The sequence below is a fragment of the Microcoleus sp. Z1_B2 genome, from assembly GCF_036700325.1.
GTDB lineage: Bacteria > Cyanobacteriota > Cyanobacteriia > Cyanobacteriales > Microcoleaceae > Microcoleus.
This window is the reverse complement of the sequence record NZ_JAUBOQ010000003.1, coordinates 167,134-183,000: the sequence shown is the minus strand read 5'-3', so window position 1 is coordinate 183,000 and position 15,867 is coordinate 167,134. Positions and strand designations below refer to the sequence as shown.

Sequence of the window (15,867 nt, the reverse complement as noted above, 5' to 3'; positions counted from 1 at the left end):
TCAATTTTTTTATGAATTTCACTGAACTTTTAAGTGCCGATGAACTTTTAATTAGACATAGAAACGGGGAACGAGATTTTCGAGGAGCTAACCTCATTGCAGCTCATTTGAGTGAAGCTAATCTCAGTCGAACAAATTTGAGCAACGCTAATTTGAAAGGTGCCAACTTAATTAGAAGCAAACTGATTGGAGCTAATTTAAACGCCGCCGACTTGAGCGGAGCTAATTTGTCTAAGGCGAAATTAATTGAAGCCAACCTGGGAAGTTCTAGTTTCACTGGAACTGTGGCGATCTCCGCAGATTTTAGCGGCGCCAATCTCAGCGGAGCAATATTGTCTCAGGCTGACTTGAGCAAAGCGGTTATGACGGGAGCGAGTTTAGTAGGAGCTTGTTTGCTAAGCGGCTCAAAACTAACTGAGGCTAATTTGAGCGGGGCGACGCTGAGCCGAGCAATTATGAGCGGGGTTGACTTAAGCAGAGCAAATTTGACGAGAGCCATTCTCAGCGAGGTAGACTTGACCGGGGCGAACCTGAGCGGAGCAACTTTAACTCGGGCTTATCTCAATCGCGGAAATCTCAGCGGCGTCAATTTGGTTGGGGCTTGTTTGAGCGAAGCAAGTCTGCGGGAGGCTTCTATTAGCGCTGCTAATTTGAGCGGTGCTGACTTGAGCGGTGCTGATTTGCAATCGGCCAATCTAAATGGCTCTAATTTGAGCGGGGCTGACTTGCAGGGAGCTAATTTAAGTAAAGCTAATTTAAATGGTTTGATTCTGCACAATGCTGATTTGAGGGCTGCGAATTTGAACAAAGCTTCTTTACGGGGAGCTAACTTGAGCGGTGCGAATTTGGCAGGTGCTAGCTTGCTGGAAGCGGATTTGCGGGGGGCGAATTTGAGTCACGCCAATTTGTCGGGAGCGGGTTTGCTCCTAAGTTCTCTGACAGGGGCGAATTTGACAGGAACTAATTTGTCCGAGGCTAATTTGATTGGGGCAAGCTTGAATGTTGATAATTTGAATGAAGCAGCTTTGGGCGGGGCGATTTTGCCGAATGGAGCTACTCACAGCCGGGATTGATGAGTTGAGTGAACTAACCTGACGGTCAACTGGGTACAGTTAGACCGCAGGCTTCTTTTTCCTTTTTTTCAAAGGCTTTTTTGAGTGACGGAGTTCCCCCGCCACTTTCGTAATTCAGACCAATCTTTCTTATGAGTTTGGCTGAGTTTTCGTCTCGATCTAATGATTCTCCACACTGACAAGAATGCCACCGCTCCGATAATTCTTTCGGTACTTTGTTGAGGCAGTTCCAGCAATGTTGGGAAGTTCCCTTCGGGTCAATAAACAAAACGCTTTTGCCTAGCTTCCAAGCGACATACTTGAGGACGTTAGTAAATTGCCCATGAGCAGCATCAAGCATGGATTTATTCAAACCGCTTTTAGCCGACTGACCGTTTGGCAAATAAACCAAACTGCCATCCTCAATATCAGTCTTGGGTTTGGCGCGTCTAGTCAGGTTTTTGACACTCAAGTCTTCAACAACTAAAACATCACACTTACCGAACAGCTCATGTGCCGTTTTGAATTGGAAATCCAATCTGGCTCTGGCAACGAATTGATGGAGTCTGGAAACCTTATCCTTGATAATTTTCCAAGGCTTAGAACCCTTGACTTTTTTGGCTAATTTCGCTTGAAGCCTTGCCAGTTTTTGGGCTGACTTTCTCAAGAATCTAGGATTCTCAACTCTTTCGCCATTGGAAAGATAGGCGTAATTTGTTATTCCTAAGTCGATACCAAGAGTGTTTTTGTCAGTCGGTTGAATTTCTGCAACCGTTACGGGAACCGTCTTATCTTCTAGCGTCAATGCAATATACCACCCATCCGCTTCTCTGATGACTGTAACCGTCTTAACTTTAAAACCAGTTGGTATTGGACGATGGAAAACCATCGGCACTTGACCTATTTTCGCGAGGTCAATACAAATCCTGTTTTGCTCATCCTTGATAATATCTAAATTGCCTAACTGAGGATAAGTGAAGGATTTGTAGTAGTGAAGCCCCTTAAATCTGGGCTTGCCTCTACGATTGCCATTTTTATCGGGCGTGGTGAAGTTTGAGAAGGAAGTTTCAACTCTGTTGACCACATCTTGCAAAACCTGAGAATCCAACACTTTGTAATCAGGAAACAGTTTTTTTGTGTTTTTCAAGTCAGCAAGTTGAATTGTCTGCCACTGTACATATCCGCCTTCAATGTTTGAGAAAACATCACCTTTTTTAGTCAAAGGATTGCCTGATTCATCCTTTTTCCTGCCATCCCTAGTTTGGACTCTCGTCAAAGGAATATTTCGATAAATCTCCTCAACGGGGACTATCGAAACAATCAAGGGACAAGCGTTTATGGGTGTTCTCGTGGTTTCCCACCACCTGAATCTTTCGCCTAATCGGTAGTTGTACTGCCGCCGACAAAGTTCTAAGTGAGCCACAATCGTTGTTGATTGAGCTTTCGTGGGTTTGAGGCGGTATTTGTAAGTGAGTTGCATTTCTAAACTTCCTGTTTTCGACCTTTGAATAGTATAGTTTATGTACGTCCAAAATGCCACCCCAAAAATTATTATTTCAACACTTGGAAAAAGCATCTAAAATCAAGATGTTCCCGAAGATTGATTCGTGATAGGCGAGATTAATTGTTGGTTTCCGTTCCTCCACCCAACGCTTCTGGACATCCCTGCGGTAATTTAGTCGGGGTACTTCGCGAGCGCTCAGATTAATCCCCTCTAAATATACCGAGGGACTTCCCGGCTGGGAGTTAAATAATCTTTCATTTAAAACTCAAAACTTTTCGAGCTTCAGCCCCAGCGGCAACTTCTTCAACCGGATTCGCGGTATGCAAGAGGGGAAGTTCAACGGTGAAGGTGGCTCCCTGTCCTTCACCCCTACTCTCAACCCAAATTCTGTCGCCGTGCAGTTCCCCAAGTTGACGCGCGCGCGCCAGCCCCAATCCCAAACCCCCAAATTTACGATTTAGAGCTCCATCCTCCTAATCTTCATCTTTCTTTGGGAAACATACTTGCAAAATTTTTGACACCGTGCTATGGTTAAAAGGTTTGAGACTTAAAAATCAATAGAGGTAAAACCCCGCAGAATGAAACAATTGGGAACCCATCTGGTCGCTGATGCTTGGCAGTCTCCTGGAGACCTGCTCAACGATCCTGAACGTATCCGCCGCGCTATTCTCGATGCGATCGAAGCCGGAGGAGCTACTCTCATCGATTTGTGCGTACACCAGTTTAGTCCTCACGGAGTGACAGCTACTGCTACTTTGGCAGAGTCTCATATAGCAATCCATACTTGGCCTGAACACGGTTATTTTGCTGCAGACTTATTTTTCTGCGGAGCCGGCGACCCTCACCGAGCCATGAAGGTGCTACAGACAGCTTTGGAAGCTAAACAGGTAAAACTCACTGAGTTCACGCGCGGTTTCGAGCCCGGGGTGGGAATCGTAGGTTCTGCTTGTGAAGAGCAGTATGCCCCTCGTTCAGTAGAAACGATTGCCGCCAGAGGATGATGGCCAATTAGCGTAACTTTGAACATTTTATGCTAGGTTTTGTTTAAAATCCCACGGCTTGAGCCGTGGGATTCTTGTTGGAATTTACTTTTTCATTAATAAAGGGCGAACAACTAAATAACCTGCACCGAAAGCTGCAATCACAATCAGAAAAATCGCGATCGCCAACCACAATCCACTTAAGTCTGAGGTTTTTTTGAGTTGCGATCGCACACGGTAAGGAGTTTCCGGCACCTCTGTAAATAATTTTTCGGGAAGTGGCTGCGGCATCGAGGCGGCTGTTGGCTCCGGTTCCGGTAGTGGGAAGGGGAAAGCCACTGTCTGAGGTGGTTGAGGTATGGCAGAGTTAGTCTGCGAGGTTACAGGTGGTGGGGGCGGAGGTTCAACGCTGAAATTGAATTTGACTGACGGCATTTGAGGCATCCCTGTCTGGGTAATACTCTGAGCCGAGTTGACTACTTGCTGTAACTGTTGGGATACTTGAACTACTGTTTCTACTTCTCGCCGCAGTTGTTGATTTTGTTGGACTAATTGCTGATTGTGGGTTTTGAGGGAGTCCACCATCGCTTGGGCTGCTTGCAGCTCTGCCGTGACTTCTCGATAGAGGGAAATTGGTACTGATGGAGAGTAACTATTTGAGTTTTCAGGGGAAGTATTGTCAGATAAGGTAGTATTTTGCATAATTGTAGATGGCGAGGGTGAACTTGTTTTAGTTTAGCCTGAGACTATTTGCAATTAGATCGATCGCAACACAATTCGTCAAGATATTTGTTACAGATATTGAACGTAAAATTAATTTAATGTTACAAGTTTTTAGTCGATCGCTATGAATAAGCACGCACCGGAACAAACTATGTCGCAAAAGTCAAGCACCGAAGAAATGAAATACGGCGAACGCCAGATTTTGGAAGGGGAGTTAATTACTTTCCCGAATCCGCGAGTCGGGCGGCGCTACTCGATTAACATTACGTTGCCAGAGTTTACTTGCAAGTGTCCGTTTTCTGGCTATCCCGATTTTGCGACTATTCACGTTACTTACGTGCCAGACGAGCGGGTGGTAGAGTTAAAGGCGCTGAAACTGTACGTCAACAGTTATCGCGATCGCTACATTTCTCACGAAGAATCGATCAATCAAATTTTAGACGATTTTGTGGCGGCTTGCGCGCCGCTGGAAGCGACGATTAAGGGCGATTTTTCGCCACGCGGGAACGTGCACACCGTGATTGAGGTGTCGCATCAGAAGTAGAAGGCTCAGCCTTTAAATGTGCGTTATCAGAATACTCAGATACCCGACTTCTTTAAGAAGTCGGGTATCTGAGTATTCTGTTTTTTTAGCCCTTGCTCACTTAACTAGATAAATTGTTATCAAAGACTAAAGATTATCCGCTGCTGGTTGGAGGCGGTATTGTTCGCGGACGCTCAATAACTTAGTCTTGGAACCCTTTGGTTCTAAGGCTTCCGTCAGCCAAAGCTCTTGCTCATGCTTGATGTTTATCGCCCGCCGGATTTCTTTCACCTCCTCACGAGAAATACCTAGCTTATCTGCCATGCAGTTATGAAGATGTAATTCTGACAAATCAATTTTGCCATCAGCAACGGCAATCTCCCAAGCTGTACATAATATTAGGCGATGCTTTAGTCGCTCTTTATTGCTTTGACTACAACTTTTTTCCCGATGTTCTTCATCAAAAGGAATACTCGTTGTCATGATTTCATCAAATTTTTGCCGTTGTTCTATGGCTTTGCGAACTAAATCTCGCTCTTCCTTTCTCATACCGGAGGTAGTCATCAATCTATCTATAGTATCTTCCTCCTTGTCATCTAATTGACCATCAATCCAAGCCATTGGTAAAGCAGCAATAATTATCTCTGATAAAAACTTGCTCATCTTGGCCGCTTCTTCTTGATTTTTCCAGCCCGTCAGACCGCTGTAAATCCCGACAGTTGCTAATACTCCCAGTCCAACAGGAGCAGCAAATGTTAGTAATGAGTAGTACCCTGCACTGACAACAATACCCGTTGAACTGCCCACCAAGCCCCCAATCAAAGGAATGCTGTGGATAGTTGTCCAAATACTAGCCGGCGCAAATACTGAGGTCGCAACTGCTGAAGCGCCAACACCAGCCAAAGCCCCTACAGTTGCACCTGTCCCTAGTGCAAAAGCATCTTTTGTCCAATCTTGCCCCTTATTTTGCTTTAATAAGTCGGCACTTATACCTTCATACTCTGCAACTGAATTTTTACCAACATATACATTCAATCCTTCTAATTCACGATCGATATAGCTTTGATAAGATTTATCACTAAAGTTGATGCCACGCTTACAGCCCTCTTCATAAATTTTCTGGCTGGCATCGTTAATAGTAGATTTAACTTTCTTCCAGGATTTGCCAAAAATATCTTTTAAATCTTTAATATCGGTTTCTATGTCATTTAATCCAGCAAAACCTTTTCCTCTTAGTCGCTCTAAGTAATAGCCTTTATTCATGTCAAAAATCATATCTAAAAGTGCCAGTGCCACCACAAGAGCAATAGCGCCAGCAATGGGACTGGTAATAGCACCGATCAGGGGTACACCCGTCCAAGGTATAACGGAATAAGCCATGAAAGTCACAATGCTACTAATTACCAGTAGTCCAACAGTAATAATTTTTCGCTCTGTGGCAGATGAGTCAATATCTGAATACAAAATTTTGAGGAGCCGAATATATGAGGGAATTTTGGGAATGCGAGTCAGAGCGAACTTGATAACAGGAGCCAGTACAGGAATCAAAAGAGCGAAAAGCGCACTGAGTATAGGTAAAACTGTTTGAAGGACAAAAGGAACGATAATTGGCATAAAAAAATACCAGGATAAGTTGATCCATAGTTATTGAGTTTTTTTAAATTTAAATAACTATGGGTAGATGATATCTCTTGTTGTGAAGATTTACAATTGTATAGTCACTGACTTTTATTAAAAATTACCTGATTAGCAGTACCATAATTTACGTAAATTCACTTATTTTCCGATATAAAATCTATTGCATTCGTGTCACCAACCAGGCTCAAACCCATAATGAAGGTCGCTTGTAGTCGAGTCTCTATCTCCCTAAATCCCCTTAAAAAGGGAGTAGGGCGTGACTTTGAATGCTCTTCCCCCTTTTTAAGGGGGGCTAAGAGAGATCGAGGGGATTGTGACTCAGACAGAAGACTGATACTACCTTTTACCTGGTTGTTGACATCAATGGTGGGCAATGCCCACCATAAAATTAATTTTGACTAGCTAGAGAAGTCGGCGCTATTTCGCTCTTTTCTTCCTCTTGTTTCGATTCTGCCAACTTGTCCAAAATCTCCACAACTTCTCTTTCAAAAGTCACCTGAGCGCGATTTGTGCGCCCGCCGACGTATAGTTTGCCGTCCTTTTCCAAAGCCCAAATCTGCGAGTGAGACAGATAGCTCATCAGCACACTAAGCATTAGCAACCCGAAGCCAGTATAAACGATCGGAATACCAGGATCGGCTTTAATTTGCAATCCCGTACTGCCTACAACTTCGTCAATTGTCAGCATGACTCCGTTAACTTCCACCGCCGTGCCGGCGCGAACTGTAGTTAACAATTTGCCATCCGTACCGTACACTAACATCGTTCCTTGCAAGTCTTTTGCTAGCAGAGAAACTCCCGCACTCAAATCTGGTTTTGTGGGAATCCAAGCACCCCAAATTCGGCCTTTACCTTGGGTGTCTAGCTGAGCCATTGGCAATTGTAAAACCGGGCTTTTGTTGAGGCGAACTCGCACGGCGGCTATTGCCCAATCTGCTTGATAAAATGTGACTCCCCGATATCTGAGGGGCTCGTTAACGTGAATGGTTTTACGATCGACCTCTTGGCCTGTTTTGTCCAAAACTGACAGATCAGAGTAAAATTGGTCGATCGCACCGCTCGGACTATAATCAATCCAGAACCGATTAACTCGCATCGACCAATCCTTCGGTATTTGCGGCCCCGCCCAAGGCCCCGCATCCAAGATATTCTGCACCTGAAATGTTTCGCCGCTGGCAACCATTTCTTGACCGAGAAATCCCGTCATTGCGCCCCATATCGACCCAGTTAAAATAATTAGCATACTGGCGTGAACAATAATCGGGCCGACTTTGCCAATTATTCCCTTGCGGGCATAAACTTTTTCGCCTTCTCGAAATATGCGGTAGTTTTTTTGCTGCAAAAGTGGTTCTAACGAAGTTAAAGCAACTGTTTCTAATTCCGCACTGAGAGCTAATTTTTCAAACTGCTTTGGTTCTTCATAAAATTTCCAGCGGCGGGCGGCTTTTAGTGCGGGAAATTGTCGGGTAAATGTACAAGCTGTTAAGCTGCTGCCAAACAAAATTAGGATTGACAAAAACCACCAAGTGCGGTATACGTGGTCAAGTCCTGCAATTAGCACAACTTTCCAAGTTAGGAAGCCGAACAAAGCAGGGTGTTCTGGATAGTTAGATTGGTAAAAGGGTACTGATTGGCCTTGTTCGATGACAGTGCCGGAAATGCTGAAAAATGCGATCGTCAGCAGCAAGATAATGGCCAGCCGCAAATCTGCGAGCACCGGCAAGATTTCTCGCTTGAAAAACTTTTGAGGGGCAGTCGCCCAGCTTGAGAGTTTTGATAGAAATACTTCTTTTGATGTCATTGGTAATTATGGAGGAAGTTCGGCAACGAGCAATGTACGGGATGTAACGGATGTCAGCAAGTTCGGCAACCAGCACTGTACGAGATGTAACGGATGGAAGAAGGGAGAAGGAAGAGAAAGGAGGGAAAAAAAAGATGAACAAAATATTATTATGTTTATTGAAAAAGTCTCAATCAATTTTGAATTCTTTCTCTTTTCTTTCTTTCTTCCTTCGTGTTCTAGCGCTTACGCGCGGCTTCGCCTAACGCGTCTTCGCGGTTCGTTAAAAAAAACTTAATTCACGCATTCCATAGTGATTGCTATATCTCTCAATAAGGACTGAATTCCTGAGAACGAAAGTTACGCGGGAAGGATGCGGGAAAGCAGAGAGAAAACGCCAAATCCTACTAGCAAAACGCCGCTAACAGGCGTAATCCAACTCGACCACCGACGTAATTCTAACAGCTTTTTTATGCTAGCAGTGAAAGTGCCTGCTATGATTAGCGGAGCGACGTAGCCAGCAGCGTAAAACAGCAGTAACACACCACCTAAAACTGTATCTCCCGTTTTGGAAACCCAAGCTAAGAGTGTAGCTAAAACCGGCGTGCTGCAGGGAGAGGCTACTAAACCAAAAGTTAAGCCCAATAAGTACGATCGCACACCCGCCGGCAAATCTTTCGGCACCCACCCCACAGCGTCGAAAGACGGCATTTGTAAGGGTAAAGCTTCGAGTAAATTCAGCCCCATTAGAATAGCAATAATGCTGACAAGAATCGGTAAACCCAGGCCAATTTTGCCGTAAACTTGTCCGGCAAATGATGCTACAATGCCTAAACCCGCAAGGGTAGTGGCCAATCCCAGGGAAAACCACGCAGACTGGGCTGCTGCTTGCAGGCGACTTTTTGCTTCGTATCCACCGATGTAGCCGATCGTGATCGGCAACATTGAAAGCATACAGGGCGTTAAGCTCGTTAGCAACCCTGCCAGAAAGATGACTCCGACGCTGACTAAACTGAGGTTTGTCAGTTGCGTATTTACTAAATTATTAGCAAATTGTGCGAGTTCGTAAAGTTGAGTTTGCAGGGTTTCCATCAGTCGATTCTAGATTTTAGATTTTAGATTTTAGATTTTAAATTTTAGATTGAGTCCACAGCCCATCGATTTTAGATTTTAGAGAGACTCTACAGATGAATTTGGGAGTTTAAACTAAATATCTAATATTTTTGTTATTCACGACTCCTGTCGGGGGCTGGTATCCCTAGGCAGGCGACTTCAGGTTCGGGGCTGTTCTGGCTTTGTTGAAAATTGTAACAGATGCGCGCAGGTTCGGTTTGAGATTTAAGATTTTAGCGAGATTTACTGGTTGGGAGTTAAAAGGTCGATCGCACCCTGGTTTAAATTGATATCTTGACCGCAAGCATCCAGGATACCCGCCACGTGATTCATTCCTTCGGAGACTCAGGAGGGAGAAATAAAAACCTGTATCCGATGAAACTTGCCGAACGTATTTATCTCGCGCAAGTCAAGGCTTCAATCTAAAATCTAAAATCTAAAATCTAAAATCGATTGACAGCATCCTCAACAAGCTGTTGGCAATGGGCGCAGCTACACCCGATAATGCGAAATCAGCCCGAAAGCCTGTTGTTGAAATTATTCAAGCAGACTTTAATTTTACTCTACTGTAAATTAAAGCCACTTTCTTCATTAATAGACCCGTCCGGCATTATTGCCCCAGCCAGCACCGCACCTCTGAGATTTGCTCCCGTTAAAATAGCGCCTTCTAAATTAGCATTGCTCAAATTTGTGACTTGTTTGGAACCTCGGAAAAAGAAGCTGTGCAAGTCAGCACCTGTTAAATTAGTGTCTGCCAAATTAGCATATTGCAAGTCAGCACCGTGCAGCGTCGCATCCGTTAAGTTAGCTTGGGTAAGATTGCTTCCCCAAAGTCGAGAATCTAAGACATTAGCATCTTGTAAATTGGCGCGGCTCAGATTTGCCAAAGTCAGATTAGCATCCCACAACTTGGTACCGTTGAAATTAGCTTCTGTCAAATTGGCTCGACTGAGATCCGTGCCTAGAATATCAGCATTTGCTAAATTAGCGCCGGTGAGGTCTGCGCCAGAAAGATCCGCATTTTTTAAGTTAGCACCGGACAAATTAGCGCCGGACAAATTAGCGCCGCTCAAATTGGCTTCTTGGAGATTAGCGCCCCGCAAATCCACAGCGCTCAAATCGCATTGCTTCCACAAAAAACTGACGCACCAATTATCCTTTAATAGGTGACTCAAATCCTCCCCATTCGCTGCCATCACAGGAGGAGTTAAGTAGAGAGTGAACAGGACGATCGCCAACAATGCAGCGAAGAAAATTTTCAACCTCATAACTTTTTTCATTGACACTAATTTGTGCCATAAATTATTGATGTCTAATCAAAGCATAGCAAATAATCGGCAACTTTCCTCAGCAATATTACTCAAAAATATTAGTAATTTGTGGAACAGGCCGTCGGGCCTGTTAAGCGAGAATGGTGCTCGGGGCGTGAGTAAAAACCGGGTTTAAGATGGCCGTGTCCGATGGACAAATCCCGATCGAATATCGCTACAAAGTAATACTTGCTGCCGACAGTTGCGATCGCTCTCCCAGGGGCATACCTGCCAATAATCCCGGTAGGAACTGCTCAATATGGGAAGAAAGAAACCGCCAATCTAGGCGGAAAACCTTATATTTAAAGGGTTCTAGACGCATTTGTTCTGAAGTGCGATCGGCATCACTAACTAAGCCCAACTTTCATCACACAAGTCAATGCCCCAGCATCACCAAATCTCATCAAAGTTATCACGTTCCTGACACTACGGATATCACTGTCAGTAGCTGAAGTATGGAGGAAAATGACAGCATACAGTTGAACACCACTCCTCCCATGCCTACTATCCCCCTTCTCCCAACCCAATTAGTTGTCACAACTATTTTCAATTCAATCGAATCTTTGGGATTCACTAATATTTCCGGGGTATTTTCGGGGGAGCAAGCTGAATCCCGACAAGAGGCAAATTTAAAAGTTAGTACCAAAAAGTTTTACACTCAGGGTTTAAGAAATCTCGAACAACAAAACTTGGACGGCGCTATTAAAAATTTTACTGCCACAATTAACATTAATCCGCAATTCGCGTCAGCTTACAACGATCGCGGTGTGGCCCGCTACAAATTAGGCTATAAGCAATCGGCGATCGAAGATTTAACTACAGCCATCGAACTCAATCCTTACCGAGCCAAGTATTACAGCAATCGGGGGTTTATGCTGACTCGTTTAAAACATTATACTGCGGCGATCGCAGATTACAACTCGGCACTCCTGCTCAACCCTAATCTAGCTCAATCTTACTTTGACCGAGGTGCTATCCGCCTGCAAATGGAGAATTCCCTAGCAGCACTAGCTGATTTTGAGTCAGCAATTCGCCTCAATAACGATTTTGCTAAAGCTTACTTTAACCGAGGAGTGATTAGATATAAATTGAGAGAGGTTCATGGAGCATTTGAGGATTTCCAGAAGGCAGCAGGGCTTTTTAAGCAGCAGGGGAGAATGGATTCTTATCAAGATGCGGTTTCTAAAATTAGTCAGCTATGGTATTAGTTGAATTTGGAAATTGGGAATTGATAATCAGGTAAGGTGCACCGAAGAGCACCCTACACCTATAATTAGGGCGCGAGTCTTGTTAAAGTTAGCCAACTCTCAAGGCGGCGTCTCCGGGGGGCAAGCCATCGGCAAGGAAAGCAGTAGAAAAGTTAATTGTAAAAGCAGCATTTTGAACTGCTGCAGGGGCGGCATTTTGAACCACAGCCAAAGTCACTCCTCCAAATTGAATGAGTGTGTTGCTGCCTGATTGGGTGAATGAGGTGTTGGATAAAGGGCTGGTTAAGCCAATACGATCGCCCTCTCCAGGCCTAAAATCAAGAATTATATCGCTCGCCCCATCCAACTCCAGATTTTCACCCGTAACCAGAACAAACGTATCAGTACCGCCACCACCAGTGAGAGTATCGCTGCCAGTATCGCCAATCAAAAAATCGTTACCATCGCCGCCGATTAAAACATCGTTTCCTCTGCCGCCTCGCAAAAAGTCGTTACCAGCATCGGCATTGATAATATCGTCGCCGAGATTTCCGTTGATAATATCGTCGCCAACACCTCCGCTAATGGAGTCGTTACCTTTGCCGCCTCTAAGAAAGTCGTCACCCGCTTCGCCCGTGATAGTATCGTTGCCTTGGCTGCCGTTAATTGCATCATCAGTCGGTGAACCGATGATGCGATCGTTTGCACTACCTCCCAGTACACCGCTGGGATTTTGCTGAGAGTCTTGGGAAGTGACTTGATAGTTGTTGGGGGTGTTTGGCAATCTGAGCGCTCCCAAAGATAGATTTACGAAATTGGTACTATTGATTAAAGCGTTGAGCGCATTAACATCGCTAACTATGCTAGAAACCCGACTGGGAACGATTCCTTGAACGACTTTTGCAGTTGAAATGCGATCGCCCTGCTGCACCGCATTCACCGTTTCAAAACCTTGAATAACGTTACCAAAAACAGCATAATTACCATCCAAAAATGGCAAATCATCCAAAGCAAAATAAAACTGCGAAGAAGCCGAATCCAAAGCATTAGAACGAGCCATTGCCACAGCCCCTCGATTATGCTGCAACTGCGGCGTCTGGGTTACAACTTGGCTGTAAACAGGTTGCGCGGCCCCTTGCGGCGTAATTTCCAAAGGAATAAAACGCGCCTGATTGGTATCAGGGTCAATAAAACTACCCGTTCCCAATTGACTCGCTGGAATTGTCCTATCTCTGCTGCGCGGATCGCCTCCTTGCACTACAAAAGGCTCTGGCTGGCGCACAACTCGGTGAAACATCACCCCGTCGTAAATGCCTCGTTCAACTAAGTCAACAAAATTTCCCCCAGTAATCGGGGCATTAGTGCCGTCTACTTCGATCGTAACGGGTTGACCGTTAATTATCTGGACTACTATAGCTTTGCCTGTTAACGGGAGTGCAGCGCTCATGGGTAAATTGCTATTTGAGTGAGTGATCGTTGGGTTTTAGAAGCAATCCGCGAATTGCCCCTACCCATTTAATCAGAAAACTGTAAACTTGTGTTAAGTACAGTTCTACTTCTAAATTTATGATGCCCCGTCGCAAGTTTTTTACCACTTTATTGGCAATTTGTCTAGTTTTTCTAAGTTTCAATTTTGCCACACCTGCATTTGCCCTAGGTGGCAAGCTTCCGGCGGTGAATCAACCAGCCCCGGATTTTAGTTTGCCAACAAACAGCGGCGACGGACAAGTGTCCCTGTCCGATTATCGCGGTAAGTGGCTGGTAGTCTATTTTTATCCGAAAGACTTTACTTCGGGATGTACGATCGAAGCGCGTCGATTTCAGGAAGACTTGCCGAAATACTTGGCAAAAAATACTCAAATTATCGGTATTAGCGCTGATGATGTCAACTCGCACGCGGAATTTTGCGATTCGGAAGGTTTGAAGTTTCCACTGTTAGCTGATACCGACGGTAAAGTGAGTAAAGCTTACGGTTCTTGGATGAGTTTTATCTCCGCGCGACACAGTTTTATTATTGACCCTGAAGGTATTTTGCGGGAAACTTTTGTGAAGATTAATCCGGCGATTCACTCTAAAGAAGTGTTTGCCCGCTTGCAGGAATTGCAGGCTAACGGGTAATACCATTTTAGATTTTAGATTTGAGATTTTAGATTTGAATAATTGGGAATGACTGATGAACCTTGTCTTGGTAGTGAAGACTACATTCCTCTGAAAATACAGAGGAATGTAGTCTTCACTGCCAACGTTATCAGGTTGATTTGAACTCACATCTTGCACCATTCTCAATAATTCTTTTTTGGGTGGATTCTCCTGCCCAACCCCTACTCCCCACAAGAAAATCTACTCTTTGTGGAACGGGCCCCAGAGCCCGTTCTTGACAATGGTGCAAAATCTCAGTTTTACGCGAAATGATAGCTGTAACGTGACAAGCGATAAAAGACTAAATCTAAAATCTAAAATCTAAAATCGCCTGTCATGACATATTCAATGAGAATTAAACTTGCTATTGACTGCAACAGATGCGACAGAAGATTCATTGTCTGAAAAATTTTTCTTTCTGCTAGCCATGCGACGTTCCGGGTCAATTCCCTCGAAGGTTGGCGGCAACCAAACTCGGACTACCAACAACACTGCCAAAACCAGCAAAAATGCGCCTGTTGATAATATTTGAACCGAGGGAGTTTCCAGCACTCCCCGCACTATCACTTCTCGCAAAACTGATACAATACAAACTTCCACAGCTACGCCGATCGAAACTCTTTTTTCTTGCAAGTAAATAATTAGCAGCCGAAATAATTCCACTAAAACTAATAGAAATAAAATATCTGCCGTGACTTCCTGGAAATTCAAAGGAGGTAGCAGCGAGAAGAACATTTCTCGCAGTTCTAGCACCATGAAACAAAACAAACCAATACATAGGGAAATTACAATTAAGTCTTGGACTGTTTCCAGACCGGTGACGATTAATTGCAAATTCAACCATTGAGGGGGGTTACTCGACGAGTTGTTTAAACGCTTTTCCATTGACATATGCTGCAACTTGTTTGGCTTTCTTACAGCTTAATTGAACTTAGGTTAATCTATGGCAATTTACAGGTTTAATCTCTTTATCAGTCTCATAAAATTTCGATTGGTTGACAATTTCACACACACTTTTATTTGCCACCCAGGTGGCTTGACATTTAGTGATAGTTTATGCTATGTGAATGCTGCAATAAGTAGCTTTGATATCTAAAAAATACAAGTCTGAATGCTGAAATGCCCCAACTGCTATAAAATATGAAAATTGTAAAGAATTATTTACCACAGCTTGATAAACTCAAGCTAGGGACTCTCGGCTTTAATCATACAAAAGCCGGAAAGTTAGCCCAAAAACCAAAAGTAATCCAGAGAGGATTGAACACAATGGCATTTGAACTTGCACCGTTACCCTTCGCCGCTGACGCCCTAGAGCCAGCTCATATGTCGGCCAACACTTTTTCGTTCCACCACGACAAGCACCACGCTGCTTACGTGACCAATCTGAATAAACTGATTGAAGGAACTGAAATGGCGAGCAAATCCCTTGAAGAAATTGTCAAGGAATCTGCTAAAGACCCATCCAAAGCCGGCATTTTCAACAATGCAGGTCAAGTTTGGAACCACAATTTTTTCTGGAATTCCCTCGCACCGGGCGGCGGTGGCACTCCGACAGGAGCTTTAGCTGAGAAAATCAACGCCGACTTCGGCAGCTTCGACAAATTCAAAGAAGAATTCAAGACTGCTGCGACAACTCAGTTCGGTAGCGGCTGGGCTTGGCTGGTTTTGGACAACGGCACTTTGAAAGTTACCAAAACTGCTAACGCTGACACCCCGGTAGCACACGGCCAAACTCCGTTGCTGACTTTGGATGTGTGGGAACACGCTTATTATTTGGATTTCCAAAACCGCCGTCCCGACTACATTACTAATTTCTTGGATAATTTGGCTAACTGGGAGTTTGCAGCAGCAAATTTGGCTGCGGCTTAGTAGCATCTTAGTTTGAGGACTAAAGTCCTCACTACAAACTTTATCGGTT

At 44.3% G+C, this 15,867-nt stretch carries 15 protein-coding genes and 1 pseudogene; 6 read left to right on the top strand and 10 right to left on the bottom strand.

Annotated elements, in window-relative coordinates:
- The first annotated feature begins 11 nt into the window (after positions 1-11).
- A complete protein-coding gene (locus QT984_RS02665; protein WP_333052406.1) occupies positions 12-1,073 on the top strand; it encodes a pentapeptide repeat-containing protein in 1,062 nt (353 codons plus the stop codon).
- A 25-nt stretch (positions 1,074-1,098) separates the two neighbouring features.
- Here QT984_RS02665 and QT984_RS02660 read toward each other — a convergent pair whose 3' ends face one another.
- Both QT984_RS02660 and QT984_RS02655 read right to left on the bottom strand, forming a co-directional pair.
- Complete coding sequence (locus QT984_RS02660) at positions 1,099-2,532, bottom strand: transposase (protein ID WP_333052407.1); 1,434 nt, start codon at positions 2,530-2,532, stop codon at positions 1,099-1,101.
- 278 nt (positions 2,533-2,810) lie between these two features.
- Positions 2,811-3,002 (bottom strand): annotated as a pseudogene (locus QT984_RS02655) (ATP-binding protein); the annotation flags it as partial.
- Positions 3,003-3,134: 132 nt separating this feature from the next.
- On the opposite strand from QT984_RS02655, the gene speD reads away from it, so the two are divergent.
- Positions 3,135-3,557, top strand: coding sequence for an adenosylmethionine decarboxylase (speD, locus tag QT984_RS02650; protein ID WP_190743421.1), 423 nt, complete (start codon positions 3,135-3,137; stop codon positions 3,555-3,557).
- 84 nt (positions 3,558-3,641) lie between these two features.
- Here speD and QT984_RS02645 read toward each other — a convergent pair whose 3' ends face one another.
- A complete protein-coding gene (locus tag QT984_RS02645; protein WP_333208431.1) occupies positions 3,642-4,238 on the bottom strand; it encodes a hypothetical protein in 597 nt (198 codons plus the stop codon).
- Between the two features lie 145 nt (positions 4,239-4,383).
- Here QT984_RS02645 and queF point away from each other — a divergent pair, with 145 nt between their 5' ends.
- A complete protein-coding gene (queF, locus tag QT984_RS02640) occupies positions 4,384-4,803 on the top strand; it encodes a preQ(1) synthase (protein ID WP_333208430.1) in 420 nt (139 codons plus the stop codon).
- A gap of 126 nt (positions 4,804-4,929) precedes the next feature.
- On the opposite strand, the gene QT984_RS02635 is transcribed toward queF, so the two are convergent.
- The 5 genes from QT984_RS02635 to QT984_RS02615 all read right to left on the bottom strand — a co-directional run bounded on the left by QT984_RS02635 (position 4,930) and on the right by QT984_RS02615 (position 10,984).
- Positions 4,930-6,396, bottom strand: a complete 1,467-nt coding sequence (locus tag QT984_RS02635; RefSeq protein ID WP_333208429.1) for a TerB family tellurite resistance protein — start codon at positions 6,394-6,396, stop codon at positions 4,930-4,932.
- 412 nt (positions 6,397-6,808) lie between these two features.
- Positions 6,809-8,221 carry a cytochrome c biogenesis protein gene (locus QT984_RS02630; RefSeq protein ID WP_333234314.1) on the bottom strand — a complete coding sequence of 471 codons (1,413 nt, stop codon included), beginning with the start codon at positions 8,219-8,221 and terminating at the stop codon, positions 6,809-6,811.
- A 339-nt stretch (positions 8,222-8,560) separates the two neighbouring features.
- A complete protein-coding gene (locus QT984_RS02625) occupies positions 8,561-9,292 on the bottom strand; it encodes a cytochrome c biogenesis protein CcdA (RefSeq protein ID WP_333233091.1) in 732 nt (243 codons plus the stop codon).
- A gap of 584 nt (positions 9,293-9,876) precedes the next feature.
- Positions 9,877-10,593, bottom strand: a complete 717-nt coding sequence (locus tag QT984_RS02620) for a pentapeptide repeat-containing protein (RefSeq protein ID WP_333052421.1) — start codon at positions 10,591-10,593, stop codon at positions 9,877-9,879.
- Positions 10,594-10,798: 205 nt separating this feature from the next.
- Positions 10,799-10,984, bottom strand: a complete 186-nt coding sequence (locus QT984_RS02615; protein WP_333052424.1) for a hypothetical protein — start codon at positions 10,982-10,984, stop codon at positions 10,799-10,801.
- Between the two features lie 136 nt (positions 10,985-11,120).
- Here QT984_RS02615 and QT984_RS02610 point away from each other — a divergent pair, with 136 nt between their 5' ends.
- Positions 11,121-11,831: a tetratricopeptide repeat protein gene (locus QT984_RS02610; RefSeq protein ID WP_333208426.1), complete on the top strand. Its 711-nt coding sequence runs from the start codon at positions 11,121-11,123 to the stop codon at positions 11,829-11,831.
- A gap of 88 nt (positions 11,832-11,919) precedes the next feature.
- On the opposite strand, the gene QT984_RS02605 is transcribed toward QT984_RS02610, so the two are convergent.
- Complete coding sequence (locus QT984_RS02605; RefSeq protein ID WP_333052429.1) at positions 11,920-13,257, bottom strand: peptidylprolyl isomerase; 1,338 nt, start codon at positions 13,255-13,257, stop codon at positions 11,920-11,922.
- 119 nt (positions 13,258-13,376) lie between these two features.
- On the opposite strand from QT984_RS02605, the gene QT984_RS02600 reads away from it, so the two are divergent.
- On the top strand, positions 13,377-13,928 hold the full coding sequence (locus tag QT984_RS02600; RefSeq protein ID WP_333052432.1) for a peroxiredoxin: 552 nt from the start codon (positions 13,377-13,379) through the stop codon (positions 13,926-13,928).
- Between the two features lie 366 nt (positions 13,929-14,294).
- Here the strand turns inward: QT984_RS02600 and QT984_RS02595 are convergent, their stop codons facing one another.
- Complete coding sequence (locus QT984_RS02595; RefSeq protein WP_333052434.1) at positions 14,295-14,834, bottom strand: phosphate-starvation-inducible PsiE family protein; 540 nt, start codon at positions 14,832-14,834, stop codon at positions 14,295-14,297.
- Positions 14,835-15,215: 381 nt separating this feature from the next.
- Between QT984_RS02595 and QT984_RS02590 the strand changes: the two genes are divergently transcribed.
- Complete coding sequence (locus QT984_RS02590; protein WP_333052685.1) at positions 15,216-15,818, top strand: superoxide dismutase; 603 nt, start codon at positions 15,216-15,218, stop codon at positions 15,816-15,818.
- Positions 15,819-15,867 lie beyond the last annotated feature (49 nt).

Bases quoted from the DNA above. Each gene is read 5' to 3' on its own strand.
- QT984_RS02665 (WP_333052406.1), top strand. From the start codon at position 12: ATGAATTTCACTGAACTTTTAAGTGCCGATGAACTTTTAATTAGACAT.
- QT984_RS02660 (WP_333052407.1), bottom strand. From the start codon at position 2,532: ATGCAACTCACTTACAAATACCGCCTCAAACCCACGAAAGCTCAATCA.
- speD (WP_190743421.1), top strand. From the start codon at position 3,135: ATGAAACAATTGGGAACCCATCTGGTCGCTGATGCTTGGCAGTCTCCT.
- QT984_RS02645 (WP_333208431.1), bottom strand. From the start codon at position 4,238: ATGCAAAATACTACCTTATCTGACAATACTTCCCCTGAAAACTCAAAT.
- queF (WP_333208430.1), top strand. From the start codon at position 4,384: ATGAATAAGCACGCACCGGAACAAACTATGTCGCAAAAGTCAAGCACC.
- QT984_RS02635 (WP_333208429.1), bottom strand. From the start codon at position 6,396: ATGCCAATTATCGTTCCTTTTGTCCTTCAAACAGTTTTACCTATACTC.
- QT984_RS02630 (WP_333234314.1), bottom strand. From the start codon at position 8,221: ATGACATCAAAAGAAGTATTTCTATCAAAACTCTCAAGCTGGGCGACT.
- QT984_RS02625 (WP_333233091.1), bottom strand. From the start codon at position 9,292: ATGGAAACCCTGCAAACTCAACTTTACGAACTCGCACAATTTGCTAAT.
- QT984_RS02620 (WP_333052421.1), bottom strand. From the start codon at position 10,593: ATGAAAAAAGTTATGAGGTTGAAAATTTTCTTCGCTGCATTGTTGGCG.
- QT984_RS02610 (WP_333208426.1), top strand. From the start codon at position 11,121: ATGCCTACTATCCCCCTTCTCCCAACCCAATTAGTTGTCACAACTATT.
- QT984_RS02605 (WP_333052429.1), bottom strand. From the start codon at position 13,257: ATGAGCGCTGCACTCCCGTTAACAGGCAAAGCTATAGTAGTCCAGATA.
- QT984_RS02600 (WP_333052432.1), top strand. From the start codon at position 13,377: ATGATGCCCCGTCGCAAGTTTTTTACCACTTTATTGGCAATTTGTCTA.
- QT984_RS02595 (WP_333052434.1), bottom strand. From the start codon at position 14,834: ATGGAAAAGCGTTTAAACAACTCGTCGAGTAACCCCCCTCAATGGTTG.
- QT984_RS02590 (WP_333052685.1), top strand. From the start codon at position 15,216: ATGGCATTTGAACTTGCACCGTTACCCTTCGCCGCTGACGCCCTAGAG.